The organism is Terrabacter sp. Soil811, assembly GCF_001429655.1.
GTDB lineage: Bacteria > Actinomycetota > Actinomycetes > Actinomycetales > Dermatophilaceae > Terrabacter.
Genome location: NZ_LMSX01000001.1, coordinates 1,171,018 through 1,196,540, shown reverse-complemented (window position 1 = coordinate 1,196,540; position 25,523 = coordinate 1,171,018). Strand labels below are relative to the sequence as shown.

Genomic DNA, 25,523 nt, shown 5'->3' with positions numbered 1-25,523 from the left:
CCTCAGTCGGTGACGACCGTGACGTCGTCGGGTGCGCTGAGCACCTCGACGTCACCGTCGGCCGAGACGGCGAGGTCGACGCGGCCGCCGCAGAAGCGCAGTCCCTCGACGCGCAGCGCCCCGTAGGGGGCGGGCCGCACCGGCGAGAGGTGCAGCGTGCGGGTGGCCGCGTCGGGTCGGGGACGGAGCGCCACCGTGAGCAACGCGACGGCGGAGGCCGCCGACCACGCCTGGGGCCGGCACGACGCCGGGTAGGGCGTCGGCGCACCGGCCAGCGCGAGACCGGAGTAGAGCTCGGGCCAGCGGTAGGAGAAGGCCTCGGCCGACGCGAGCAGGGTCCGCGCGACCTCGCTCGCCTCGGCGCCGAATCCCTCACGGGACAGGCCGATCGCCGTGATCGCGGTGTCATGGGTCCAGATCGAGCCGGTGTGGTAGCCGATGGGGTTGAAGCCGCCGTTGCCGGTGCCGAAGGTGCGCACGCCGAAGTCGTCGAGCAGCTCGCGGCCGGTGACGGTGGCCGCCACCCGGGCGGCCTCGTCGGGGGACAGGGCGCTCGTGCCGAGCACGTGGCCCATGTTGGAGCCGAGCCCGTCGACCGCTCGGCCCGCGCCGTCGAGCGCGATGGCGAGGTGGTGGCCCGCGTCGGTGTCGACCCAGAAGCGGGCGCGCAACCGGCCCTCGAGAGCGGTCGCCGCGGCGTCCGCGGCGTCGGCCTCGGTGGCTCCCGCGGTGTCGTCACCGAGCGACCGGTGGAGGCGTGCGGCGGCGCGGAGGGCCTCGACGGCATACGCCTGCGCCTCGACGAGCGCGATGGGGGCGTCGGCGACGGTGCCGTCGCGCCAGCGGATCGAGTCGCCGGAGTCCTTCCAGCCCTGGTTGGCGAGGCCGGTGCCGGACGTGTCGAGGTACTTGAGCAGGCCGTCGTCGTCGGGCTGCCCGTCGCCCGTGAGCCAGGCGACTGCTGCCCGCAGGGCCGGCAGCAGGGGGCGGGCGCGCTCGAGCGGGAGGCCCCAGTCGCACGCGTCGGCGAGGAGGCAGACCCAGAGGGCGGTCGCGTCGACGGTGCCGTAGTAGACCTGCGGCAGCGTCATGCCGGTGGTCGTGTCCCGGTGCACGTGGCGCCGCAGCTCGTGTGGGATCTTGCCGGGCGCCTCGCCCGTGACGGGGTCGTGCGTGGTGCCCTGGCGTCGGGCGAGGGTGTGCAGCGTGCCCTCGGCGAGTTCGGTGCCGAACGGCAGCAGCATGCGTGCCGTCCAGATGGAGTCGCGGCCGAAAAGCGTGAGGTACCAGGGGGTTCCGGCGGCCGCGAAGACGTGCTCGGGCGATGCCGGGTCGCGCAGGACGAGGTGGCGCAGGTCGTCGAGGCCGCGTTCGACGGTGCGGGCGAGCCGGTGGTCCTGGGCGGTGACGCGCACGTCGTCCCACGCCAGCGCGTCGGAGCCGGGGTCGGCGTCGAAGGCGGAGGCCTGCAGCCGCTCCGTCGTGATGCGCAGGCAGGCCGAGGCGGTGAGTCCGGGCTCGACGACGAGCGTCGTCTCGAGAGCGACGGAACCGTCGTCACCCGGACGCACGGCCACGGTGGCGCCCGGGGGGAGCTCCTCGAGGGCGACGGTCGTGCGGTGCCAGTCGTCGGTGAGGACGAGACCGTCGGCCGTCGCGGTGGCCGCGGTGGCGGGCCCGCTGAGGTGGCCGGACTTCACGGCGCCGATGTCGAGGCCGTCGCCGGCGACGACGAGGCGAAGGGGAGCGTGCACGGTCTGCGCGGCCCGCGAGGTGATGGCGACGTGCTCGGTGAGGGTGCGGGTGCCCGACCCGAGCAGGCGCCTGCTGCGGAGCACCTCGACGGTCGGGTCGGGGCCGGGGTTGCCCAGCGCGCGCGCGGCCGCGGCGTAGTCGGCGGCGGCGCCCGACGCGCGCTCGGCCACGAAGGCCGGCGTCTCGCCGGCGATCTCGAGGCGCAGCGTGCCGAGGATGCGCCGGTCGTCGACGTAGAGCCCCTGGCTCGTGCCGGGGAGCACGTCACCCGAGCGGTCCGAGAGCACCGTCGCGTTCCCGTCGACGACGATGGACAGCTCGTGCAGCCAGGGCTGGCGAGGGGGGAGCGGCGCGTCGCGCTCGGACACCGAGGGGCCTTCCGTCGGGAGCAGGGGTCGTTGCCGGAGAGGTGCGGGGGGACGCCGAGGGCGCCCGACCAACCTGTCACGGAATGGTCAAGCACGCTTGACCATCGGGGCAGACAAGAGCATGCTCCCTCACGTATGAACGTTCAAGTCTGTTCCGTTTTGAACGATCAACACGGCCCGTGGCGGGCCGCGACCAAGCGCAAGGGAGCGTGACGGGTGAGCACCGACGAGAGCCGAGAGGCCCGGCGAGACGCTGTCGCCGCCCCGTCGCGCCCGACCATCGTCGACGTCGCCGAGGCCGCGGGCGTGTCGCGCCAGACGGTGAGCAACGCCCTCAACCGACCGCACAAGGTCGCCCCCGACACCCTCGAGCGCGTGCTCCGGGAGATCGAGCGGCTGAGCTTCACCCCGCACGTGTCCGCGCAGCAGCTGCGCCGTCAGCGTGCCTCGGCCTACGGCTTCGAGGTCAACCCGTCGGGCCACCGCCGCCTCGGCCACATCCTCGACGAGTTCCTCGTCGAGCTCACCGTGTCGGCGCCCTCGCACGCCAGCCACCTCGTGGCCTTCGCACCCGACCCCGATGACGTCATCGCCGGCTACCGGCAGACCCTCGCGAGCGGTCTCGTCGACGGCTTCGTCCTCGCCGACACCCGGCACTCCGACCCCCGTCCGCCCTGGCTGCTCGAGCAGCACGTGCCCTTCGTGTCCTTCGGACGCGTCTGGGACCTGCCGGAGCTGACCCGCTGGGTCGACGTCGACGGCCACGCCGGCGTGCTCCAGGCCGTGCGGCACCTCGCCGAGGCCGGCTACGCCCAGATCGGCTGGCTCGGCTGGCCCACCGGCTCACCCGTGGGTGACAACCGCCGGCAGGGCTGGTCCGACGGCCTCGCCGAGCTCGGCGTCACGGGCGACGCCCCGACCGCCGAGGCGGTCCAGGACCTCGACGAGGCGACGGACGCCGCCGCCCGACTGCTCGACCGGCTCGGTCCGGACTCCGCCGTCGTCTGCGCCTCCGACCTGCTCGCCCTCGGGGTGCTGCGCGCCGTGCGCAACCGCGGCCTCGAGCCCGGACGCGACGTCGGGGTCGTCGGCTTCGACGACACCGACGTGGCTGCCGCCATGCAGCTGACGAGCGTCCACCAGCCCGTCGCCGAGGCCGCCCGCACCGCCTGGGACATGCTCGTCGACCCCACGACCACACCCGGACCGGTGCTCCTCGAGCCCTCCCTGACCGTGCGCGCCTCGAGCGTGCGCGAACCGGCCGCCCCCGCGCGTGCCGACACCCGACCCACCGCCAAGCAAGCGCGGCCCGACGAGGACCCACCCGGCATACGCCCGTGATCCACGGGTACGTGCCGCTGACCACACCACACCCGAAAACAGGAGAGAACGATGTCACGCAAGACCACCACGGCCGCCGCAGCGGCCTGCCTCACCGGAGTGCTCGCCCTGAGCGCCTGCGGCGGGGGCGGCTTCAGCGGTGGCAACAACGCGCCGCAGGCCACCGCGAAGGGCCCGGTCAAGCTCACAGTCATGATCGGCAGCTCGGGCGACGCCGAGACCAACGCGGTCAAGGCGGCCACGGAGGCGTGGGCCAAGAAGACCGGCAACACCGTGGAGGTCATCGCCGCCTCGGACCTCGGCCAGCAGCTGGGTCAGGCCTTCGCGTCGACGACGCCTCCCGACGTCTTCTACACCGACGCCTCCAAGGTCGGCACGTTCGCCAAGGCCGGAAACCTCTACGCCTACGGCGACCAGGTCAAGGACGCCGGCTTCCTGCCGGCCCTCGTGAAGGCCTTCACCTACGACAACAAGTTCTACTGCGCCCCCAAGGACTACTCGACCCTCGCTCTTGAGATCAACCCCGACCTGTGGACCAAGGCCGGGCTCACCGACGCCGACATCCCCAAGGACTGGGCCGGCCTCGAGGCCGTCGCCAAGAAGCTGACGTCGGGCAAGGTCACCGGTCTCGTCATCGGCAACGACATCAACCGCAGCGGAGCCTTCATCAAGCAGGCCGGTGGGTGGATCGTCTCCGAGGACGGCAAGACGATGACGGCCGACAGCGCACCCGCCAAGGCGGGCCTCGCCGAGGTCCAGAAGATGATGAAGGACGGCGTCCTCAAGTTCAGCTCCGACACCTCCCCGGCCACCGGCTGGGGCGGCGAGGCGCTGGGCAAGGGCATTGCGGCCATGACCATCGAGGGCAACTGGATCAGCGGTGCCAAGAAGGACTTCCCCGACCTCAAGTACAAGGTCGTCGAGCTCCCCGCGGGCCCGGCCGGCAAGGGCACGCTGCTCTTCAGCAACTGCTGGGGCATCGCCGCCAAGTCGCAGAACCAGGCGCAGTCCGTCGACCTCGTCAAGTCGCTCATCACGACTGAGCAGCAGATGAAGTTCGCCGACGCGTTCGGCGTCATGCCCTCGACCGAGGAGGGCGCCAAGGCGTTCGCGGCGAAGTTCCCCGACCAGCAGGCCTTCGTCGCCGGCGGCGAGTACGCGCAGGGCCCGGTCAACCTGCCGGGCTTCGACGAGGTCATGACGAAGTTCAACTCGCAGCTGGCGACCCTGGGCAAGGGCGGCGACCCGAACGCCTGGCTCGCGGAGCTTCAGAAGAACGGCACCTCGGCCATCTCCGACTGACCCAGCCACGGCGTCCGCCCGCCCCATGGCGCGGCGGGCGGACGCCCTCTCCCCACGGTCGCCGATCCCCAGGAGGGCTCCATGGCATCCATCGACGAACGTCCGCAGGACGACGTCTCCGCGTCCGGCGCGCGAGCCGGACAGGTGGCCGCGGCCTCCGCGGGCACCCCGACCGGGCCGGCCGGCGCCCCCGGAGCCCGACGTGCCCCACGCCGCAGCGGTAGCGGCATACGGGGGCGTGAAGGTGCGGCAGGCTGGATCTTCGTCGCTCCCATGATCGTCATCCTCGGGCTCTTCCTCGTCATCCCGATCGGGATGGCCCTGTGGGTGAGCTTCACCAACTGGCAGGGCAACACCAACCCGTTCGTGGTCGGGCAGGGCACCGACGTCGTGGGTCTGAAGAACTACACCGACCTCTTCGCGCGTGACGGCCTGACCCGCGACAACTTCATGCAGTCGATCGGCAACACCTTCTACTACGTGCTGCTCGTCGTCCCGCTGCAGACCGTCCTCGCACTCGCGCTCGCGCTGCTCGTGAACAACACGATGCTCAAGGGCCGCAGCTTCTTCCGCACCGCCTTCTACTTCCCGTCGGTGACGAGCTCGATCGCCATCGCGACGGTGTTCCTCTTCCTCTTCTCCAACACCGGCGCCGTCAACGCCTTCCTCGGATTCTTCGGCATCGACGGCCCACAGTGGTTCAGCGACAGCCGCGGCCTGCTCCACCTCGCCTTCAACGCCGTCGGGATCGACAACCCCGCGTGGGCCCAGGGCGAGATCTTCGGACGCAGTCTCTGGGACTGGCTCTCCGGGCCGTCGGTCGCGATGTTCGTGATCATCTTCCTCGTCATCTGGACGACGTCGGGCACCTTCATGCTGATGTTCATCGCGGCGCTGCAGGACCTGCCCGTCGAGATCGACGAGGCGGCGGCGCTCGACGGCACCTCGCGCTGGCAGAAGCTGCGGCACGTGACGCTGCCGATGATCAAACCGGCGCTCTTCCTCGTCATCACCCTCGGGCTCATCGGCACGTGGCAGGTCTTCGACCAGATCTACGTCATGGGCAAGGGCGCTCCCGCGGGGACGACACTGAGCCCCGCCTTCCTGTCGTACCAGCAGAGCTTCGGCAACTTCCGCTACGGCTCGGGCGCGGCCATGGCGTTCGTCGTGTTCCTCATCATCGTCGTCCTGACGCGCGTCCAGCGGTACGTGCTGACCGACAAGGACGAGCGCAAGCCCTTCTTCCGACGCGGAGGCCGCAGATGAACGTTCGCAGGTCCAACCCCGTGAAGACGATCCTGCTCTACGTGGCAGTGCTCGCGTTCGCCGTGCTCTTCATCTACCCGTTCCTGATCCAGATCGCGACCTCGTTCAAGACCGATCCGGACGCCGCGAACAACCCGCTGTCGCTCGTGCCCAATCCCTTCACCACCCAGGTGTGGCAGCGCATCTTCGGCCAGACCGGCGACTCGTCGGTGCCGATCACCACCTGGGCACAGAACTCGGTCCTCATCACCCTCGTCGTCACCGCCTGCCGGGTCTTCCTGGACTCGCTGGCCGGGTATGCGCTCTCGCGGCTGCAGTTCCGTGGCCGCAAGGCCGTCTTCGCCGCTCTCCTCGCGGTGATGGCGGTGCCGGGTGTGGCCCTGCTCATCCCGAAGTTCCTCATGGTCAACTACCTCGGCATCTACGACACCTACACCGCGATGATCCTGCCCCTCATCGTCGACGCCGCAGGCATCTTCATCATGAAGCAGTTCTTCGACTCGGTGCCGATCTCGATCGAGGAGGCGGCCCGGATGGACGGCGCGAGCATCTTCCGCACCTTCTGGTCGGTGGTGCTGCCGATGGCCAAGCCGGCGCTCATCACCCTGACCATCCTGTCGTTCCAGGGTTCGTGGAACGAGTTCTCACACTTCCTCGTGGTGACCAAGGGCACCCCCGAGCACCAGACGCTCGTCACCGGTCTGGCCAGCATGACGAGCGGACAGCTCGGCGCCGGCACGCAGTACCCGCTCAAGCTCGGCACCGCCCTGCTGACGACGATCCCGGTCGCGCTGCTCTTCTTCGCGCTCCAGCGCTACTTCATCCGGGGTGCGAACGAGGGAGGCGTCAAGGGGTGATGGGCCCACCCGCCGCCTGAGGTCGCTGGCGCAGCGTGAGCCAGAGGCGGTGCGCGGTGATGACCGCGAGGGCCCAGGCGAGGCCGATGAGCCAGCCGGCGAGCACATCGGTGAGCCAGTGGTGCCCGAGGAAGACCCGAGAGAGCCCCATCGTTAGGACGAAGATCGTGCCGACCGTGATCGCGAGGGTCCGCTGCCAGGCGGCCGTCGTCTCGATGAGGACGAGGTAGACGACGATCGTCGTCAGCACCGTCGCGTTGAGGGTGTGGCCGCTCGGGAACGACGGCGAGAGCTCGAGCGGTGGCACGGCGAGCGAGGCCGGAGGGCGGGCGCGGTCGACGAAGTTCTTCCCGACGATCGTCATGGCGAGCGATCCGGCCGCGGCGATGACGGTGAGGACGATCGGCGTCCACCGGCGACGGCGCCACGTGATGATCGCGACGGCGACGAGGGCGAGGATCGGCATGCCGACGGGGCCGCCGACGTCGGTGAAGGCCGTGACGGCGGAGTCGAGGCCGGGCGAGCGGAGGGTGATCGCCGTGTCGAGCACCGGTTGGTCGACGGCCGTCAGGCCGTCGCGCCCGACGACACCCTCGTAGACCGTCTCGATGCCCTCGACGAGGGCGACCATGACGACGAGCGCGATGACCGCGAAGACGACGAAGGCCACGTGCGCGGAGGACCACGACCGGATGCGGCGGGCTGCCGGTCGGGACACGCGGGCCAGGCCGGCGAAGACGTCGACGAGCCACCGCCCGAAGCGGGTGTGCCAGGTGGTGAGGTCGCGTGCCCCGATCGTGTCGTCCGGGGTCGGCGGGCGCGTGGGCTCTGGCATGCCCCATCCTTACCCAGCAGCGGTCACCGGGCGCGGAGGTATGCCGTCCGGCGCGTCCCGTTGCGACGTAAACCATTGTGGGACAGTCGTTTTCGGTGTGGACAACTCTGGTGCAGCCAGTCGAACACCTGTACGATTGTGGGTATGGAGCAGAGGAGCAGGACTGGGACCACGTCGCGTCCCTGGCCGCCGACCTGCACGACGCGCACGCCCGGCTCGTCGACTTCGTCGTCGCGGTCCTGGCCGACGGGTCGTGGCAGGCCGCGGGGCTGCGCTCGCCCGAGCACTGGCTGATGCTCCGGGCGGGGCTGTCCCGGGGTCAGGCCGGTGCGGTGGTGCTGCTGGCCCGCCGGGCGGGGGAGCTGCCCGCGACCGTTGCCGCGTTGCGGGAGGGGCGGATCAGCCTGGACCAGGCGGCGGTCGTGGCCCGGCACACCCCGGCCGCGTTCGACCCCACGGTCGCGCAGTTCGCCCAGCACGCGACGGTGACCCAGCTGCAGCGTTCGGTGACCCGCTACGACTTCACCCTGCAGCCCGACAGCGTCGACGACCGCGGCCGGGGCCTGCCCGGCGAGATGCCGCCCGGTGACGAGAGCGGCGGGGAGGACGGACGCGGTGGGTCACGGAAGCGGATGCCGGTCGAGCCGGCGCACCTGAGCATGGGCCTCGACGTCGACGGCCGGTTCCGGCTGCGCTACGACGCCCCGGCCGAGGTCGGTGCCCTCGTCGAGTCAGCGTTGGCCGAGGCCAAGGACCACCTCTTCCACACCCTCACCCCCGAGAGCGACCACGACGCTGACGGCAGCGTGAGCCACGAGCAGAAGCAGGCCCTCAACGGGGACGTCCTGCACCCGACCTGGACCGAGATCGACGGCGGCCGGCCCCGCGTCACGTGGGCCGACGCCCTGCTCGTGCTCGCCACCCGCTCCCTCGACGCCGCAGGCAGTGACAGGGCTGGTGGTGCAGCCCGGCGGGCGCGCTACCGGGTGCAGGTCCACCTCGACACGGACGGTGGCTGGCTCACCGGCCGCCCCCGCCTGCCCCAGCACATCACCAACCAGCTCACCTGCGACGGCACCCTGACCCCGGTCTGGGAGACGCAAGGGCACCCCGTCAACGTCGGCCGCGCCCACCGCGTCGTCCCCCACCGCACCCGCATCCTGGTCCTGGACCGCGACCGTGGCTGCCGCTTCCCCGGCTGCGCCTCCACCCACCACCTCGAGATCCACCACCTGACCCACTGGCGCGACGGCGGCCCCACCGACACCACCAACCTGCTCGCCCTGTGCACCTTCCACCACGACGGACACCACCGCGGCGAGTTCACCCTCACCGGCGACCCCACCCGCCCCGACGGGCTCACCTTCCACACCGACACCGGCCTGCTCATCGGCCCACCCCAGCAACCACCCCCACCCCACGCGCCGCCCCGCCTCGCCGTGGCCCCCGACCCGAACCAACCGGACGGGTCGGACCAGCCGGACCGTCGCAGACCACCAACCCGACTCGGGCGGCGCTACCCCGCCCCCTCCGGTGGCACCCTGCACCTGCACCTCGTCGACTTCACCCCGACCTGACGCGGATCACCTGTCGAAGAGCTGCTGTCCCTTCCACGTCGACAGGCAGAACGGGTGGCCGGCCGGGTCGGCATAGACGCGGCAGTGGTCGTTGGGCTGGACCTCGAGGAGTCGGGCCCCGGCCGCGGTCGCGCGTGCCCCGCTCGCCGCGAGGTCGTCGACGAAGAAGTCGAGGTGCAGCTGCATCGGCGCGGACCCGCCCGGCCAGGTCGGTGGCGCGAAGTCCTCGACCTGCTGGAAGGCGATGAGCGCACCACCGGTGCTGACCGCAGCCCAGTGCGCCGAGCCCTTCGCGACGCCCTCGGTGATCTCGGCGTAGAACGTCGCCAGCGCGAGCGCGTCGGGAGCGTTGACCGTGGTCCCGTCGAACCTGATCGTGCCGGACATCAGTGGTCCGACAGGTTCTCGTAGGCGGGGGTCAGCGCCGTCCAGCGCTCCTTCCAGGCCGGTGCGGGCACCTCCTGCGACCAGCCACCGGCGTGGGCCGAGCCGCCGCTGACCAGTGAACGCCCGAGGTCCTCGAGGTGCACCTGCCAGCCGGCTCCGTAGAAGTGCAGCTGCCCGACCGGCAGGCCGCGCTCCTCGACGACGAGTCGGGTCTGCGCCCCCTCGACGGTGAGCCAGGCCTCGATCTGGCTCTCGTCGTCGGTGCCGGGCTCGGTCGTCAGCAGCAGGTGGTGCGGTGCGTCGCAGACCTCGACCGTCGCCGGTCCGGTCCACGTGCTCGTGAAGACGGCGTGCACCGTCCCGCCCACGCGGAGGTCCCCGGACACCTCGGCGATCCATCGGGCCAGCCGCTCGGGGTTCGTGCACGCCTCCCAGAGGTCGTTGATGTCCGTGTCGTAGACGTCCTCCACGCGGACTGCTCCGCGGGTGTCGTCGAGGGCGCGCATCGTGCCGGTGATCTTCACTTCCGTGCCTTCTTTCCTCGTGCGATCTCCGTGTGCAGGGCATCGAGCCGGTTCTGCCACAGGGCGCGGTAGCCTGCCAGCCACTCGTCGACCTCGACGAGCGCCTCGGGGCGCAGGGTGTAGATCCTGCGCTGCGCCTCCTGGCGCACGTCGACGAGCCCGGCCTCGCGGAGCACCCGCAGGTGCCGGGACACGCCCGGCCGGGCGATCGGCAGGGCGTCGGCGAGCTCGCCGGCGGTCGCCTCGTGGTTGCGCAGGATCTCGAGCACCGTGCGTCGGCTCGGGTCGCTCAAGGCCTGCAGTACCGCGTCCATGTAGTGAATGTACCCAACCTGGTATGTACCCGCAAGGGTAATCAACAACCACGGCCCTCTGCATGGTAGGAACGAAGCGTGCCGATCCTGCCGACCGAGCGTGACCCGCGGTCATCACGATCCGGCGCGGAGGCACGCTGACGGACGAGCACCACCGGCTCCTCGCCGAGTGGGCCCTCGGGTGTGCCACGCACGTGCTGCCGCTCTTCGAGTCCGCGCACCCGGACGACACCCGTCCGCAGGACGCCATGGAGGTCGCCCGCGCACGAGCTGGGCGCGGCGGCATGCGCCATCCGTGAGCTCGTGCTCGACGACCAGCGTCGCCGCAGTGCCATCTGCTGGCACGTCTTCGACGACTGAGGTGCTTCGGCCTCAGCCGCCGAAGTCCTGCGTCCAGTAGTAGCGGTAGGGCCCGCCGACCGCCGAGCCGACGCCGATGGCCTTGTAGCGGCAGCTGAGGATGTTGGCCTTGTGTCCCGGGCTCTTCATCCACGCGTCCATGACGGCCTTGGGTGTGGGGTACCCGGCCGCGATGTTCTCGCCGATGAGCGAGCCGGTGTAGCCCTGCGCCCGGATGCGCTGCGCGAAAGTGCGGCCGTCGAGGCTCGTGTGCGAGAAGTAGCGGCGCTTCGCCATGTCGATCGAGTGCGCCTGCGCCGCTCGTGAGAGGCGCGCGTCGAGCACGAGGGCGCGGCACCCGACCTTGGCCCGCTGCACGTTGACGAGCTGGATGACCTGGTTCTGGACGCTCACCGTGGCCGCCTCGGCCGGCCGCGACGAGCCGATCGCCGGCGTGGCCGCGAGCGCGGCCGAGGCGGCGATGACGAGGCCGACGCGGGTGCGGGTGGAAGTGCCGTTGGGCTGCATGGGTCCTCCGAGATGACTGCGGGCGTATGCCGTCCGGCCACGGTACGGAGGTCGGTGGCCGCCGGTCGACAAATCGGACATATCAACCGCGCGACGACGATGTCAGCCGTGGCGCTCCCGGTGCTGCGCGCGCCAGTCGGTGTACTCGGTGACCTCCTTCACGGCGTCCCAGGCGGCCTTGAACACCCGGGCCGCCGCGGCCGTGACCTCGTCCTCCGGGGTGGTTCGCGCAGGTCGAGCGACTCGAGGTCGAGTCCGGCATGCGGGTCCGGCGTCACGGGCCCATCATGCCCGCGCGGTGGACCGGCCACCGTCACCGCCTCTGGCTAGCGTTGGCGCCATGACCTTCGAGGTGCGCCCCGCGACGCTCGCGCGGTTCGACGACGTCGCGACGATGCTCGGCCCGAGGAGCCCGGCCTCGACCGTGTGCTGGTGCCTGAGCCACCGGCTCGACTCGAGGACCAACAGGGCGCTCGTCGGTCCTGAGCGCGGCGAGTTCGTCCGCGACCTGACGCGCCGCGCCGTCGCGCCGGGAGTGCTGGCCTACGACGGCGCCGAGGTCGTCGGCTGGGCCGCCGTGGCGCCCCGGTCCGAGCTGCCCTTCGCGCGGTCGGCGAAGATCCCGCACGTCGACGACGTCGCCGTGTGGTCGATCTGGTGCATCCGGGTCCGCCCCGGTCACCGCGGCCAGGGCATCGCCCGACCGCTCCTCGAGGGCGCCGTCGGCTACGCCCGCGACCAGGGCGCGCCCGCCGTCGAGGGCTACCCCGTCGACAACCGCGGCCAGAAGGTCGACCTCACGATGGCCTACGTCGGCACGCGCGTGCTCTTCGAGCGAGCCGGCTTCGCCAAGGCGGCCGACACCGACTCCGTGTCCGGGGGCTTCCCCCGCGTCGTCATGCGCCGGGCGCTGTCCTAGGGTCGCGGCATGACGGTCGTTGGCGCTGACGGGCTCGCCCGCCCCACGTGGGCGTCGGTCGACCCGCTCCTCATGGACTACTACGACACCGAGTGGGGGGTGCCGATCCGTGACGAGCGAGGCCTCTACGAGCGGATCTGCCTCGAGGGCTTCCAGGCCGGCCTGTCGTGGGCGACGATCCTGCGCAAGCGCCCGAACTTCCGGGCGGCCTTCTCCGACTTCGACCCCGACGTCGTGGCGACCTACACCGACGCCGACGTCGAGCAGCTGCTCGGTGACGCCGGCATCATCCGCCACCGCGGCAAGATCCAGGCGACGATCACCAACGCCCGGGCCACCATCGCGCTGCGCGACGAGGGCGGGCTCGTCGACTTCGTCTGGGGTTTCCAGCCGCCCGACACCCCGCGCCCGGAGGGCCACTCCGACGTTCCGACCGTGTCCGACGAGAGCAAGGCGCTCTCAAAAGCCTTGCGCAAGAAGGGTTTCGCGTTCGTCGGACCTACGACCATGTATGCCTTGATGGAGGCCGTCGGCATCGTCGACACCCATCTCATGAGCAGCCACCGGCGCGGTAGCTCGGGCGTCTGGCCCGCCTAGCCCTCAGCCGAGGATCGCCCGCGCTGCGTTGTGGCCGGGGATCGCGCTGACACCGCCGCCCCGCCGGGCCCCCGCACCGCCGAGCAGCACGTTGTCGTATGCCGTCTCGACGCCCCACGTGCCCACCTCGACGTCCCGCTCGGCCCAGGGCCACTGCAGCGAGCGGTGGAAGATGTTGCCGCCGGGCAGGCCGACCGACTGCTCGAGGTCGACGGGGCTCTTGACCTCGATGCAGGGGTTGCCGTCGGCGTCGCGGGCGAGGACCGACTCGATCGGTTCGCCGAGCACCGAGTCGAGCGAGCGGAGGGTGGCGGCCAGGGCCTCCTTCGTCGCGGTCTCGTTGTCGGCGCGGAAGAGCCGGGCCGGCAGGTGCAGGCCGAAGAGGGTCAGCGTCTGTGCGTCCGTGGCGGCGAGATCCGCTCCGAGGATCGAGCGGTCCGAGAGGGTGTGGCAGTAGATCTCGCACGGGGGAAGGTCGGGGATGCTCCCGTCGCGCGCGACGGCATACGTCTGCTCGAGCTGGCCGTAGCCCTCGTTGATGTGGAAGGTGCCGGCGAACGCGGCGGCGGGATCGACGGCGGCGTCGCGCAGGCGCGGCAGGCGCGTCAGCAGCATGTTGACCTTGAGCTGGGCGCCCTCGACGTCGGGCTCGGTGTCGACCGGTGCCGCACCCGCAGCGGCGAGGAGGCGGTTGAGGACAGTGGGTGCGCAACCGGCCACGAGGGTGCCGCCGACGGCGCTGCCGGTGCCGGCGCTCCCGCCGGACCAGGCGACCTCGCCCGTCGAGGGGTCGACCGACGTGACCTCGGCGCCCGTGACGATCGTCGCGCCGGCCGAGACCGCCGCTGCCGCAAGGGAGTCCGTGAGCGCGCCCATGCCCCCGACGGGGACGTCCCAGTCTCCGGTGCCGCCGCCGATGAGGTGGTAGAGGAAGCAGACGTTCTGGCGCAGGTCGCCCTCGCCGAGCGAGGCGAACGTGCCGATGAGGGCGTCGGTGGCGATGATGCCGCGGAGCGTGTCGTCGTCGGTGACCGACTCGATGAGCTCGCCGATGGGCCGCGTCGTCAGTGCGTCAAAGAGGTCGCCGTCCCCGGAGAGCGTGCGCACGTCGTCGCGGGAGCGCAGCGGCTCGAGGACCGTCGGGAAGACCCGCGCGGCGACGTCGGCCATCCGGCCGTAGAAGTCACTCCACCCGGCGTACGCGTCGTCACCACCGGTCAGCGCGCGAAAGGCCGCTCGGGTCGCCGCGGCGTCACCGTGGTCGACGAGGAGGCCGCGGGCGGGGTCCGACGGGACCGGCGTGTAGGACGAGTACCGCCTCCGGATGAGCCGCAGGTCGAGGTCGAGGTCGGTGAGCACCTGACGTGGCAGCAGCGAGATGAGGTAGGAGTAGCGCGACAGTCGTGCGTCGACCCCCTCGAAGGCGCGGGCGGACACGGCAGCGCCGCCCACCCGGTCCGATCGCTCGAGGAGGAGGACAGTCCTTCCCGCGCGGGCCAGGTAGGCGGCGGCCGTGAGGCCGTTGTGACCGGCCCCGATGATGATGTCGTCGTAGCGCACCCGGTCAGACTAGGTGCCGTGCCCGGGCGACGCCCGACGACCTCACCACTTCTTCACCGCGGGCTCACCGCGGAGCCACGGACCTCCTCGCGGCGTCCTGACGGGCCGAGTAGAGCCGGTCCGCGGCGTCGATGCTGGCGCGGCTGCTCAGGTCGACCCCGGCGCGCGCGGCGGCGGCGCGGGCCGCGGGGGTCGTGAGGTCGGGAGCTACGAAACGCTCCGGTGTGATCGTGCGGTCGACGGCGGCATACCTCCTCGCGTCCCGGGCCAGCGCGTCGGCGGACGCGACGGCCCTGGCTTCGGCCTGCGACGCCGAGAGCGTGAGGGCGAGCCCGAAGGCGGGCTTGGTGACGACCGCGTAGCCGTCACGGTGCCCGGCGATGTTGGGGTGGTAGCTCTCGCCGACCGGGTTGGACAGGCCGTTGAGCCACTCGACGTTGTCGCACACGGCGTGGCCGACGAACTTCGAGGTCGGGTGGACGAAGGTGAAGCCGGCGTTCGAGGCGGCCGTGGCGGTCTTCGCGTTGAGCAGGTCGGCGGTCGCGTTGAGGCGCGACTCCTCGGTGGGGGAGAACCACGTGAACGCGTTGCAGTCCTCGCCGTTGAAGATGCGTGGGTATCCGACGACGATGACGCGGGCGTTCGGGGCCTTGGCGCGGATCGAGGAGTAGAGCGTCGCGAGCCGGCCCGGGATCGTGTTGGTGATGGTGCCCTGGGCCGTGTCGATGGCGCCGTTGCAGTTGCTGAGCCAGCTCGGCTGCGCGCACGTCGTCAGGACGCTCGCGAAGCCGGCGTCGTTGCCGCCCACCGAGATCGTGACGTATGCCGTCGTGCTCGACAGCGCGGACAGCTGGGTGTTCGTGACGTCGGCGACCGTCGCGCCGGAGCACGCGCGGAAGCTCAGTGCCAGCCCGAGGGCCGAGGCGTCGAGCGACGGGTAGGCGTAGACGGAGCGCTGGCACGACGTGCCGTCGCTGATGTACGTCCGGGTCCCCGTGCCCGAGGAGTAGGAGTCGCCGAGGGCGACGTAGCCCGTGCCCGCGGCGACGGCCGGGGCGCCGAGGGCGAGGGCGGCTCCGGCTCCGATGAGGGCGGAGAGACCGGCCCCGAGGGCACGCCGGCGGGTGGATGACATGACGGACCTGCTCTTCACGACACACTCCTTTGTGGGTGGAAGGCTTGCTGACGCCGAGCACTGCAACCTGCCGGGGCGCCGCCCGCCGGCCACGCTGTGCCCTGCGTCACACGTCCCACTACCGGACAGTAGGGGCACCGTGCCCGACCCGCGAGCCGAACTGCAGCCGGCCGGTCGGCTCGTCAGGACGGCGCCTCGCGACGGTCCCCGAGGAGGCTGCCGAGCCATTGCGCGTGAGGGTCGACGTCGACGAGCAGGGCCTTGACGAGCAGCGTCAGCGGGATGGCGAGCACGGCGCCGATGCCGCCGAGCAGCACGGACCAGACGACGAGCGACAGGACCGTCACGACCGCTGAGAGGCCCACCTCGTCGCCGACGATCTTCGGCTGGATGACCGACTGGATGATGAGGTTGATGACGCTGTAGACCACGACGACGAGGGCGAACAGGCTCCACCCCCCCTCGAGCAGCGCGAGGATCGCCGGTGGCACGAGGCCGATGACGAAGCCGATGTTGGGGATGTAGTTCGTGATGAAGGCGAGCAGGCCCCAGAGGAGCGCGCCCGGCACCCCGACGAGCCACAGGAACATGGTGTCGAAGACGGCGACGATGGCACCGAACACCGTTGCCACCACGAGGTATCGGCGCGTGCCGTGCGTGAAGGACATCATCGCCGACACGAACGCAGGCCGCTCGGTGCGGAGTGTCGTGAGGGTCTCGGAGAAGCCCCGGGCGTCCATCGCGGAGAAGAGCACGAGCGCGAGGACGAAGACGAGGTTCGTCACGAGCGACAGGATGTCCGAGAGGAGCGAGGTGATGAGCGCGCTGACGCGCCCGAGGTCGAAGGACGAGGCGATCGCCTGCGTCTGCTCGGGCTTGACCCCACGGGCGGCGAGCCAGTCGGTCACGTCGGCGACGAGGGCCGCTAGGTCGTCGGCGTACTGGGGGAGGAGGCCTGCGAGCTCGGCGCCGGACACGACGACGAGCAGGGCGAGCCCCACGATGCCGAGGTAGATCACGAAGACGACCGCGAGCGTGCCCAACCAGTGGGGCAGGCCGCGCCGGACCATGGCGTTGCGCACCGGGAAGGCCGCGATGGTCAGGACGAGGGCGAGGAAGAGCGGCCCGAGGATGCCCGACACGAGGTGGATGCCGAAGGCGACGACGAAGCCGGCCGCCAGCGCCACGAGGATGAGCACGCCCCGCGGGATCGCGGGGCGTGCTCGCCCCGCCGGAACGAGCCCGGACGGCGCCCCGGGGACCGGATCCCCAGGATCTCGGGCCCTCGGCACGTCCGTTCCGCTCATGCCTGTCATGTCACCACCGGCGCGCACGGCGGGCGTCACCCCGTCGGGGTGATGCCCACGGCGCGGGCGCACCGGAGCATGAAGGCGAGCGGTGCCGGTCACGACTCCGCCACGAACCGGGAGGAGTCCCATGTCGACTGCGACGACAGGGCCGATCGGGCCAGTGGACCTGGCGGTCATCGGCTTCCGCGGAGAGCTGCGGCAGGGCGGCATACGCGATGCGGTGGCGCGAGCGGTCGACAAGGGCGCGGTCCGCGTGCTCGACGTGCTGCTCGTCCGCAAGGACGACGACGGCAGCGTGCTGATGTACGACGCCGAGTCACCCGAGGGTGCCGAGGAGCTGCTCGGCTTCCCGACCGTCATGCCCGACCTCGTCGGCGAGGAGGACGCCCTCGCCATCGCCGCCGAGATGGATCCTGGCACGACGGTGCTCGTCATCGCCTGGGAGAACGTGTGGGCGTCCGAGATCGCTGCCGAGGTGCGCGAGCTGGACGGGCAGCTGCTCGTCATGGAACGCCTGCCGCGTGAGGACATCGAGGTGGCGCTCAGCGCGATCGCATCGAACGAGGAGGGGTCATGAGAGGACGCAGGGGCCGGCCCGGTCTGCTGGGGGTGGCCGCCCGTACGGCCGTCGTCGCCGGCACCGCCACCGCTGTGAGCGGCAAGGTGCACCAGGGCCAGCAGGCCAAGGCGCAGCAGGCCGCGGATGCCGAGGCCTACCGGCAGCAGCAGGAGGCCCAGGACATGGCTGCCCAGGCGCCCCCGCCCCCGCCGCCCCCGCCGCCCCCGCCTGCCGCGCCCGCAGCCGACGACATGCTGGACTCGCTCGAGCGCCTGGCGGCACTGCACGCGCAGGGCATCCTCACCGACGAGGAGCTGGCGCAGCAGAAGGCCCGCATCCTGGGCGGCTGATCCGGATGTTGGCGCCGCCATCGGTGACGACGCCGGCGGCACCGTGACGGGCGGGGCGGCTCGGGGAGCCCTCGCTCGGCTGAGGAGCCGGCCCTGGGGCGCCGACGTCAAGGCGGGGGTCGTGCTCGGTGTCGAGAGCGTCCCCGACGGTCTGGCGAGCGGCGTCCTCGCGGGCGTCAACCCGCTCGCCGGTCTCTACGGCTACCTCTACGGCATGGTCGGCGCGGCGCTCTTCACGAGCAGCACGCTCATGGCCGTCCAGGCGACGGGCGCCATGTCACTCGTCGTCGCCGACGCCGACCTGGGGTCTCGACCTGACCCGGAGCGGGCGCTCTGGACGTTGGCCGCGCTGACCGGCGTCGTCATGATCGCGGCCGGCCTGCTGCGGGGAGGGGTGCTGCTGCGGTTCGTGCCGAGCTCGGTCATGACCGGCTTCGTCACGGCCGTCGGCGTCAACATCGTGCTCGGCCAGCTCGGCGACTTCACGGGAGCCGAGACGTCCGGCGCCAACCGGGTCATGCGCACCTTCGACCTGGTCCTCCATCCGTCGCGGATCGACCTCATGACCCTGCTCGTCGGGGCGGTGACCCTCGTGCTCATCGTCGGGCTCCAGCGCACCCGCCTGGGCGCTCTCGGCCTCGTGGTGGCGATGGCCGTCGGCTCGCTCCTCGCCGGCGTGCTGGGGTCGCTCTTCGACGCGCACGTCGCGGTCGTGGGCGACATCGCCGCGGTCCCGCACTCCCTGCCGCTGCCGGCGCTGCCGTCGCTCGGCGACGTGCCCTACCTCGCGCTGCCCGCGGTCTCTCTGGCCTTCATCGGACTCGTCCAGGGCGCCGCGGTGTCGGCTGCGGTGCCCAACCCCGACGGGCGCCCGTCCGTCGCCTCGCGCGACTTCATCGGGCAGGGAGTCGGCAACATCGTCTCCGGTCTCTTCCGGGGTATGCCGGTCGGCGGCTCGATGTCGGCGTCCTCGCTCGTCGCGACCGCGGGCGCCCGGACGCGCCTCTCGCTCGGCTTCGCCGGCGGCGTCATGGCGCTCGTCGTGCTCGTGCTCGCCGACGTCGTGGCCCTCGTCGCCCTGCCGTCCATCGCGGCGCTGCTCATGGTCGTCGGAGCCGGCGCCGTGAAGCCGGCGAGGGTGCAGTCGGTGATGCGCACGGGGACCGTCCAGACCGTCGTCCTCGCGCTCACCTTCGTGCTGACCCTCCTCATCCCGGTGCAGTACGCCGTGCTCGTCGGGGTCGCCCTCGCGATCGTGCTCCATGTCGTCGAGCAGTCCAACCGGGTGCGGGTCACGCGCCTCGACCTCGACGGAGACGGGAGGGTGCGTCAGGGCGAGCCACCGGTCACCGTGCCGGGCGGCGAGGTGCTCGTGCTCCAGCCGTACGGCTCCCTCTTCTTCGCCAGCGCCCCGACGTTCCGCGCATTGCTACCACGCGTCGACGACGGGTCGCGGCACGCCGTCGTGGTGCTCCGTCTCCGCGGCGTCGACCAGATCGGCCTGACCCTCATCGACGTGCTCCGCGGCTACGCGAGGGAGCTCCAGGCCCACGGTGGCGTCCTCAAGCTCGTCGTCGACAACCGGCAGGTGCTGCACCAGATGGAGGCCGAGGGGCTCGTCGGGCTCGTCGGACCCGACCACGTCTACCTCGGCACCGAGTGGCTCGGCGAGACCACGCGCCGGGCCCGGGCCGACGGCCTGCGGCTGCTCGCGGAGTCCGACCCGACCGACGGGGAGTCGTGACCGCCTAGGCTGAGTGGCAACGCGTGGTCCGAGCGGACCTGACGACAGGAGGATGACCGTGGGGTTCCCGGAGAACGTGCTCGCCAAGGGAGAGAAGGTCGAGCGCGACCTGCACCCGCACTGGCTCACCGTCGTCGTGCCCACGATCTTCGGCCTGCTGCTGGCCGCGGCCTGCATCACCGTCGCCCGCGCCACCCCCGACGACGACACCGGCAACCGGATCCAGTGGATCGCCGTGGCGGTGTTCGTCCTCGTCGCCGTCCCGGCGGTCTTCGTGCCCTACCTGCGCTGGCGCACCACCCACTACGTCATCACCTCGCACCGCGTCATGGTGCGCCGAGGCATCCTGACGAAGAACGGCAAGGACATCACGCTCTCGAAGATCACCGACGTGAGCTTCCAGCAGACCGTGGTCGACCGGATCATCGGCGCGGGCTCGCTGCACATCGAGTCGGCCGGCGACAGCCCCGACGAGAACCTCACGAACATCCCGCGCAGCAACGAGGTCCAGCAGCTCATCAACCGCCTCATCGACGAGGACGACCTGCGCCGCCGCACCCACGGCCGCGGCATGGCCGACGCTCCCGGCTCGGACCCGGCCTTCGCGGCCGGCGACGACGACTACAGCGAGGACACGACGGCGATCCCGCGCCAGCGGTCCGACCGGCCCGACCGACCCGAGCTCGCGGAGGAGCGCCGCCGCCCGCGCGACCTCGGTGACAGCAGCGACCAGTCGCTCTGAGCCCGTCGCCGTCCCCTGCCGCACGGCAGGCGCGTGTGGCATCGTCGGGTCATGACCTCCACTGTCGACGAAGCCGGTGTGACCGCGACCTACCGGGCCGCCCGTGACGAGCTCCTCGCCCTGCGCGGCGACCACGCCAGAGCCGTCCGCGAGTTCACCTTCCCCGACGTGGGAGACCGCTGGAACTGGGGCGTCGACTGGTTCGACGCCATCGCCCGGGGCAACGGTGGCGCCTGCCTGACGATCGTCGAGCAGGACGAGTCGTCGGCGTCGTACTCCTGGGACGAGATGGCCCGCCGCTCCGACCAGGTGGCCGCGCACCTCGCCGCGCTCGGTGTGCGCCGCGGTGACTCGGTGATCCTCATGCTCGGCAACCAGGTCGAGCTCTGGGAGTCGATGCTCGCCGTCATCAAGCTCGGCGCCGTCGTCATGCCGACGACGACCGCCGTCGGCCCCGGCGACCTCGTCGACCGGATGGAGCGCGGCGCGGCCCGCGCCGTCATCACCAACGCGTCCGAGGTGCACAAGCTCGACGACGTGCCGGGCGACTACCTGCGCGTCGCCGTCGGTGGGGCCGATCCGGCCGGGACCGCCACGGCTGGCTGGGAACGCCACGAGGCGGCCTACGACCTCGAGGTCACGCCCACCGAGCACCCGGGCACGGCGCCCGACGACCGGATGCTCCTCTACTTCACGTCCGGCACGACGAGCCGGCCCAAGCTCGTCGAGCACACCCAGCGCTCCTACCCCGTCGGGCACCTGTCGACGATGTACTGGATCGGGCTGCAGCCCGGCGACGTGCACCTCAACATCAGCAGCCCCGGCTGGGCCAAGCACGCATGGTCGTCGTTCTTCGCGCCGTGGGCGGCCGAGGCGGCGGCATTCGTCTACAACTACAGCCGGTTCGACCCGGCCGCACTGCTGCGGGTCCTGCGCACGCACGAGGTCACCTCGATCTGCGCGCCGCCGACGGTGTGGCGGATGCTCATCAAGAGCGACCTGACCGGCGGCCCGGGGTCGCTGCGCGAGGTCATCGGCGCCGGCGAGCCGCTCAACCCCGAGGTCATCGCGCAGGTCGAGAAGGCGTGGGGCCTGACGATCCGCGACGGCTACGGACAGACCGAGATGACCGCAGCGGTGGGCAACACCCCCGGCTCCACCGTCAAGCCGGGCTCGATGGGCCGGCCGCTCCCCGGCTGTCCGGTCGTCGTCGTCGACCCGATCACGAATGTCCTTGTCACGGAGGCCGACTCGGATGGCAACCGCGAGGGCGAGATCTGTCTCGACCTGTCCCAGCACCCCGTCCCGCTCATGACCGGCTACCAGGGCGACGAGCAGCGCAACGCCGACGCCATGGCCGGCGGTTTCTACCACACGGGCGACGTCGCGTCGGTCGACGCCGACGGCTACATCTCCTTCGTCGGACGCACCGACGACGTCTTCAAGGCGAGCGACTACAAGATCAGCCCGTTCGAGGTCGAGTCGGTGCTCATCGAGCACCCGGCCGTCGCCGAGGCCGCCGTCGTGCCCGCGCCCGACCCCGTGCGCCTGGCCGTGCCCAAGGCCTACATCGCCCTCGCCCCGGGCCACGAGCCCGGTGAGGACGTGGCGCGCTCGATCCTCGCCCACGCCCGTGCGAAGCTCGCGCCGTGGCAGCGGGTCCGGCGGATCGAGTTCTACGAGCTGCCCAAGACGATCTCGGGCAAGATCCGCCGGGTCGAGCTGCGGGGCCGCGAGACCGACCTCGAGGCGACCGGCGCCGACCAGCCCGCGAACGAGTGGCGCGACGACCAGTTCCCCGACCTCAAGGGGTGACCGACAGCCCGGACGGCACGGCAGGGGTCGTGGTGCCCGACGATGTCGGGTCGTCCGGGGCGAGCGGCAGCGATCGCACCGTCGTCTCGTCGATGCGGCTGCAGATGCGCTTGGCCGGGTCCGGCTGGTCCTGACCCGGCTGCTGGACGGTCGGTGCGGCGGGCCGGTAGGGGTCGATGCGGGCTCCGCTGATGACCTGCACGCTGTCGTAGGCAGGCCGGCCCTCGAGCAGGTTGCGGAAGGAGTAGCGGGTCAGCGAGGTCAGCTCGCACGACGTGCCGAACTGCGCGATGTCGAAGGAGTACGGCTGGCCGTCGAGCTCCTGCCCCGGACCCTCGGAGTAGTGCGAGACGACCCCGCCACCGGTGAAGGTGCCGACCTGGATCCGGTTGCCCTCGATCGCGGGGGTGTGCATGTGCCCGTTGATGAGCAGGCGTCCCCGCTCGACCTGCTCGGCGGCATACGGCTCGTGCGTCACGACGAGGTCGGGCTCGGGCTGGCCGGCGACGGCCGCGTTGTAGCGGTCGGCCGCGGGCTTGGCCTTGGCCGTCGGGTCGGCGTTGTCGTCGCCGAAGTAGCGGGGGTCGTTGAAGCCGGTGATGCGCAGCCCGTGGAAGGTCACCTGGCGCAGCGACCCGGCGGCGTCCTCGAGGAGCACGACGTTGGGGATGCGCGCGAGCCGAGCCAGGACGGCCCGGTCGCTCGCCGAGGACTGGTCGTGGTTGCCGCTGGTGAAGACGTAGGGCACGCCGAGGGACTGGATCGAGCGGTAGAGCCCGGCGGCGTCGCCCTCCTGGACCCGGCCGAAGTTGACGAGGTCGCCGCTGTCGATGACGGCGTCGATGTCCTCCTCCGCGATGATCGTGCGCATCAGGGCGTACTGGTTCGCGCCGTGGATGTCGGAGACGAGCAGGAAGCGCGCCGAGACGGGCTCGTTGACGTTGCCGGCGACGTACTTCTGCTGGAGCGCCTGCGTCACCGCGAGGAGGTTGCGGAAGTACGGCGTCACCTGGGTGGCGCGCGCCTCGACGTCGGCGAGCAGGCCGGCGTTGCGCTGCACCACGCCGAGGACGCCGCTCGTGCGGTACTCCGCGAAGCGGCCCGGCTGGTAGGTCAGGGCGATCCCGCCGAAGGTCACGGCGGTCGCCACGACCATCGCGGACGCGACGAAGAGCACGTGGTGGCGACGGGTGGTGCGCTGCCTGATGTAGTGCGAGGCCAGGGCTAGAAGCACCGCGATCGCCGTCGCGCCGAGGACGAAGCGGATGCCGACGCCGACGGCGGCCTGCGCGATCGCCGACGAGATCTCGTCGGGCGAGGGCTGCAGCGCCCTGATGTCGACGTTGGGCCGGGTGAAGAGGTTGGTGATCTCCTCGCGCACCGCGACCTGCACGTCGAGGCCGGGCGCGACGATGGGAGAGGCGAACTGGACGTCGACGTCACCGACGATCGTCGGCGCGTGGAGCACGGGGGAGTGACGCGGCACCGGGTCGAGACGCAGGACCGCGCGGTACTGGGAGGTCTCGGCGACGGTCGGCGCGAGGTTGGTCGCGGCCACGCCACCGAGGTAGCAGGCCACGAGGACCGCGAGCCACTTGAGCACGTGCGAGGCCCGGCGCAGCCAGGGGCTGTCACCGGTCAGCAGGTCGCCCACCTGTCGCATCGCCTCACCCTAACCGGACCGGGACGTGTCACCCGGACGGCACCGCCCGTTCACGTGCGGGTGGTGCGATGGGGTGGTCAGCGCATCGCAGCGAGGGGGAGTCATGGGGTCGACTCGTCGCAGGGCCGTCGTCGTCACGGCGCTCATGGCGTATGCCGTCCTGCTGGCTGTCGGCCCGCGGGTCCTCGGCGGGTCGGCCGGGGTCGTCATCCTCGTGGCGAGCTTCGTCGTCGGCTTCGCCTGGCTCGTGCTGCTCGTCGCTCCGTGGGCGGCCCGAGGCGCGGCCCGAGGGGCGACACACGGTCGGGGCACGCGGTCGCGACCGTAGTCTGAGGCGGTGAGCCTCGAGCACCGACCGAACCGGATCATCCTCGTGCGGCACGGCGAGTCCGAGGGCAACCTCGACGACACTGTCTACGAGCGCGTGCCGGACCACCGGATCAGCTTGACGCCCAAGGGTTTCGAGCAGGCCCGCGACACGGGTGCCGCGATCCGGGAGGTGCTCGACGGGGAGTCCGTGGAGGCCTACGTCTCGCCCTACGTGCGCACCCGGCAGACCCTCGAGGCGCTCGCGCTGCCGGTGGCGGAGCGGGACGTGCGGGTCGAGCCGCGCCTGCGCGAGCAGGACTGGGCCAACTTCCAGGACCCCGTCGACATCGCGGAGCAGAAGGCCGAGCGCGACCGCTACGGCCACTTCTACTACCGGTTCAGCAACGGCGAGTCCGGGTCGGACGTCTACGACCGGGTGTCGACCTTCCTCGAGTCGATGCACCGCAACTTCGAGACGCCGGCGGCGCCGCGCAACGTCGTCATCGTGACGCACGGCCTGACGATGCGCCTCTTCTGCATGCGGTGGTTCCACTGGAGCGTCGACTACTTCGAGTCGCTCGACAACCCCGAGAACGCCCAGCCCGTCGTGCTGCTGCGCCAGAAGGACTTCCGGTTCAAGCTCGAGGCGCCCTTCACGCAGTGGAACACCGACGTCGCGCCGACCGAGCGCGAGCGTTCGAGCTGGATCTGACCGCCTCGGCTCAGAGGTACTGGCCGGTGGGGCCGGGCTCGCCCGGGTGGTGCTCGCCGGGCTGCACGCCGGGGGGCGTGCCGTAGGTGGTCCCCGGGCCGGGCGGCAGGGCGCGCATCTGCTGGAGCTGCTGCTGCGCCGCCATCTGCTGCGCGACGAGCGCGGTCTGGATGCCGTGGAAGAGTCCCTCGAGCCAGCCGACGAGCTGGGCCTGGGCGATCCGCAGCTCGGCGTCGGTCGGTGAGTCGTCGCGGAAGGGCAGGGCGATCCGGTCGAGCTCGGCGACGAGCTCGGGCGCGAGACCGTCCTTGAGCTCCTCGATGGAGCGGTGGTGCACGTCGGCGAGTCGACGGCGCCCGGCCTCGTCGAGGGGCGCGTTGCGCACCTCCTCGAGCAGCTGCTTGATCATCGACCCGATGCGCATGACCTTGGCCGGCTCCTCGACGAGGTCGGCCGGGTTGGTGCGCTCGCGCTCGCGTCGCTCCTCGCGGCCCTCAGGGTGGGCGCCCTGGCCGTCGGGGCGGTCCTCGTCCTGGGCGTGCGCCACCCCCATGCCGTCGGGCGTGACGACGACGATGCGCGGCTCGTCGCGCTGGGAGTCGGTGTCGGTGCCCTGGCCCTGTCGGCTCGCGTCGTCGCTCATGCGCTCCATCCTGCCTCACCCGAAGAGGCAGAGGGACGGGGCCCGTGCGTCCCCCGTCAGGTCGCACGGGCC

Annotated in this window: 26 protein-coding genes; 15 read left to right on the top strand and 11 right to left on the bottom strand. The window is 71.6% G+C overall.

The window, feature by feature from the left end:
- Nucleotides 1–2: 2 nt before the first annotated feature.
- Nucleotides 3–2,123 carry a glycogen debranching N-terminal domain-containing protein gene (locus ASH01_RS05590; RefSeq protein ID WP_056772321.1) on the bottom strand — a complete coding sequence of 707 codons (2,121 nt, stop codon included), beginning with the start codon at nt 2,121–2,123 and terminating at the stop codon, nt 3–5.
- 216 nt (nt 2,124–2,339) lie between these two features.
- Here ASH01_RS05590 and ASH01_RS05585 point away from each other — a divergent pair, with 216 nt between their 5' ends.
- From ASH01_RS05585 to ASH01_RS05570, 4 genes are all read left to right on the top strand, one after another.
- Nucleotides 2,340–3,464: a LacI family DNA-binding transcriptional regulator gene (locus ASH01_RS05585; protein ID WP_056772318.1), complete on the top strand. Its 1,125-nt coding sequence runs from the start codon at nt 2,340–2,342 to the stop codon at nt 3,462–3,464.
- A gap of 51 nt (nt 3,465–3,515) precedes the next feature.
- Nucleotides 3,516–4,766 (top strand): sugar ABC transporter substrate-binding protein, encoded by a 1,251-nt coding sequence (locus ASH01_RS05580; RefSeq protein ID WP_056772315.1) that lies wholly within the window; start codon nt 3,516–3,518, stop codon nt 4,764–4,766.
- Between the two features lie 81 nt (nt 4,767–4,847).
- Nucleotides 4,848–6,032, top strand: coding sequence for a carbohydrate ABC transporter permease (locus ASH01_RS05575; protein WP_235508521.1), 1,185 nt, complete (start codon nt 4,848–4,850; stop codon nt 6,030–6,032).
- Entirely contained in the window at nt 6,029–6,889 is an 861-nt protein-coding gene (locus ASH01_RS05570; protein ID WP_056772310.1) for a carbohydrate ABC transporter permease, read from the top strand. The genes ASH01_RS05575 and ASH01_RS05570 overlap by 4 nt, the downstream gene beginning before the upstream one ends.
- Here the strand turns inward: ASH01_RS05570 and ASH01_RS05565 are convergent.
- Nucleotides 6,879–7,724: a phosphatase PAP2 family protein gene (locus ASH01_RS05565; protein WP_056772307.1), complete on the bottom strand. Its 846-nt coding sequence runs from the start codon at nt 7,722–7,724 to the stop codon at nt 6,879–6,881. The genes ASH01_RS05570 and ASH01_RS05565 overlap by 11 nt on opposite strands.
- A 110-nt stretch (nt 7,725–7,834) precedes the next feature.
- Between ASH01_RS05565 and ASH01_RS05560 the strand changes: the two genes are divergently transcribed.
- Nucleotides 7,835–9,301 carry an HNH endonuclease signature motif containing protein gene (locus ASH01_RS05560; protein WP_056772304.1) on the top strand — a complete coding sequence of 489 codons (1,467 nt, stop codon included), beginning with the start codon at nt 7,835–7,837 and terminating at the stop codon, nt 9,299–9,301.
- Nucleotides 9,302–9,307: 6 nt separating this feature from the next.
- Here the strand turns inward: ASH01_RS05560 and ASH01_RS05555 are convergent, their stop codons facing one another.
- From ASH01_RS05555 to ASH01_RS05545, 3 genes are read right to left on the bottom strand one after another with little or no spacing between them, the layout of a single operon-like run.
- Nucleotides 9,308–9,688, bottom strand: a complete 381-nt coding sequence (locus tag ASH01_RS05555; protein ID WP_056772301.1) for a VOC family protein — start codon at nt 9,686–9,688, stop codon at nt 9,308–9,310.
- Nucleotides 9,688–10,212, bottom strand: a complete 525-nt coding sequence (locus tag ASH01_RS05550; RefSeq protein ID WP_056772296.1) for an SRPBCC domain-containing protein — start codon at nt 10,210–10,212, stop codon at nt 9,688–9,690. Before ASH01_RS05550 ends, ASH01_RS05555 begins: the two co-directional genes overlap by 1 nt.
- Nucleotides 10,209–10,526, bottom strand: coding sequence for an ArsR/SmtB family transcription factor (locus ASH01_RS05545; protein WP_056772294.1), 318 nt, complete (start codon nt 10,524–10,526; stop codon nt 10,209–10,211). Before ASH01_RS05545 ends, ASH01_RS05550 begins: the two co-directional genes overlap by 4 nt.
- Before the next feature lie 194 nt (nt 10,527–10,720).
- Between ASH01_RS05545 and ASH01_RS23975 the strand changes: the two genes are divergently transcribed.
- Nucleotides 10,721–10,825, top strand: a complete 105-nt coding sequence (locus tag ASH01_RS23975; protein ID WP_369793453.1) for a hypothetical protein — start codon at nt 10,721–10,723, stop codon at nt 10,823–10,825.
- Nucleotides 10,826–10,898: 73 nt separating this feature from the next.
- On the opposite strand, the gene ASH01_RS05540 is transcribed toward ASH01_RS23975, so the two are convergent.
- A complete protein-coding gene (locus tag ASH01_RS05540) occupies nt 10,899–11,393 on the bottom strand; it encodes a CAP domain-containing protein (RefSeq protein ID WP_056772292.1) in 495 nt (164 codons plus the stop codon).
- 340 nt (nt 11,394–11,733) lie between these two features.
- Between ASH01_RS05540 and ASH01_RS05535 the strand changes: the two genes are divergently transcribed.
- Together ASH01_RS05535 and ASH01_RS05530 are read left to right on the top strand one after the other, a co-directional pair.
- Entirely contained in the window at nt 11,734–12,312 is a 579-nt protein-coding gene (locus tag ASH01_RS05535) for a GNAT family N-acetyltransferase (protein WP_056772288.1), read from the top strand.
- 9 nt (nt 12,313–12,321) lie between these two features.
- Nucleotides 12,322–12,909, top strand: a complete 588-nt coding sequence (locus tag ASH01_RS05530) for a DNA-3-methyladenine glycosylase I (protein WP_056772285.1) — start codon at nt 12,322–12,324, stop codon at nt 12,907–12,909.
- Between the two features lie 3 nt (nt 12,910–12,912).
- Here the strand turns inward: ASH01_RS05530 and ASH01_RS05525 are convergent, their stop codons facing one another.
- The 3 genes from ASH01_RS05525 to ASH01_RS05515 form a co-directional block, all read right to left on the bottom strand.
- A complete protein-coding gene (locus tag ASH01_RS05525; protein WP_056772281.1) occupies nt 12,913–14,469 on the bottom strand; it encodes a phytoene desaturase family protein in 1,557 nt (518 codons plus the stop codon).
- Nucleotides 14,470–14,533: 64 nt separating this feature from the next.
- Nucleotides 14,534–15,604, bottom strand: a complete 1,071-nt coding sequence (locus ASH01_RS05520) for an SGNH/GDSL hydrolase family protein (protein ID WP_056772779.1) — start codon at nt 15,602–15,604, stop codon at nt 14,534–14,536.
- A gap of 182 nt (nt 15,605–15,786) precedes the next feature.
- Entirely contained in the window at nt 15,787–16,803 is a 1,017-nt protein-coding gene (locus ASH01_RS05515; protein WP_235508520.1) for an AI-2E family transporter, read from the bottom strand.
- Nucleotides 16,804–17,041: 238 nt separating this feature from the next.
- On the opposite strand from ASH01_RS05515, the gene ASH01_RS05510 reads away from it, so the two are divergent.
- The 5 genes from ASH01_RS05510 to ASH01_RS05490 are packed head-to-tail and all read left to right on the top strand — an operon-like array spanning nt 17,042 to nt 22,124.
- The gene (locus tag ASH01_RS05510) at nt 17,042–17,491 is read left to right on the top strand and encodes a DUF6325 family protein (protein WP_156415439.1); all 450 of its coding nucleotides are present in this window, start codon (nt 17,042–17,044) and stop codon (nt 17,489–17,491) included.
- The gene (locus ASH01_RS05505; RefSeq protein WP_056772275.1) at nt 17,488–17,823 is read left to right on the top strand and encodes an SHOCT domain-containing protein; all 336 of its coding nucleotides are present in this window, start codon (nt 17,488–17,490) and stop codon (nt 17,821–17,823) included. The genes ASH01_RS05510 and ASH01_RS05505 overlap by 4 nt, the downstream gene beginning before the upstream one ends.
- Nucleotides 17,824–17,866: 43 nt before the next feature.
- Nucleotides 17,867–19,567, top strand: a complete 1,701-nt coding sequence (locus ASH01_RS05500) for a SulP family inorganic anion transporter (protein ID WP_056772272.1) — start codon at nt 17,867–17,869, stop codon at nt 19,565–19,567.
- 52 nt (nt 19,568–19,619) lie between these two features.
- The gene (locus ASH01_RS05495; RefSeq protein WP_056772270.1) at nt 19,620–20,309 is read left to right on the top strand and encodes a PH domain-containing protein; all 690 of its coding nucleotides are present in this window, start codon (nt 19,620–19,622) and stop codon (nt 20,307–20,309) included.
- A 51-nt stretch (nt 20,310–20,360) separates the two neighbouring features.
- Entirely contained in the window at nt 20,361–22,124 is a 1,764-nt protein-coding gene (locus ASH01_RS05490; protein WP_056772267.1) for an AMP-binding protein, read from the top strand.
- On the opposite strand, the gene ASH01_RS05485 is transcribed toward ASH01_RS05490, so the two are convergent.
- Complete coding sequence (locus ASH01_RS05485) at nt 22,114–23,787, bottom strand: metallophosphoesterase family protein (RefSeq protein ID WP_235509530.1); 1,674 nt, start codon at nt 23,785–23,787, stop codon at nt 22,114–22,116. The two genes, ASH01_RS05490 and ASH01_RS05485, sit on opposite strands and share 11 nt — an antisense overlap.
- Before the next feature lie 103 nt (nt 23,788–23,890).
- On the opposite strand from ASH01_RS05485, the gene ASH01_RS05480 reads away from it, so the two are divergent.
- Together ASH01_RS05480 and ASH01_RS05475 are read left to right on the top strand one after the other, a co-directional pair.
- Entirely contained in the window at nt 23,891–24,115 is a 225-nt protein-coding gene (locus ASH01_RS05480; protein WP_056772259.1) for a hypothetical protein, read from the top strand.
- A 9-nt stretch (nt 24,116–24,124) separates the two neighbouring features.
- Complete coding sequence (locus tag ASH01_RS05475) at nt 24,125–24,808, top strand: histidine phosphatase family protein (protein WP_056772258.1); 684 nt, start codon at nt 24,125–24,127, stop codon at nt 24,806–24,808.
- Between the two features lie 10 nt (nt 24,809–24,818).
- Here ASH01_RS05475 and ASH01_RS05470 read toward each other — a convergent pair whose 3' ends face one another.
- Nucleotides 24,819–25,451 (bottom strand): proteasome activator, encoded by a 633-nt coding sequence (locus ASH01_RS05470; protein WP_056772256.1) that lies wholly within the window; start codon nt 25,449–25,451, stop codon nt 24,819–24,821.
- Nucleotides 25,452–25,523: the final 72 nt, after the last annotated feature.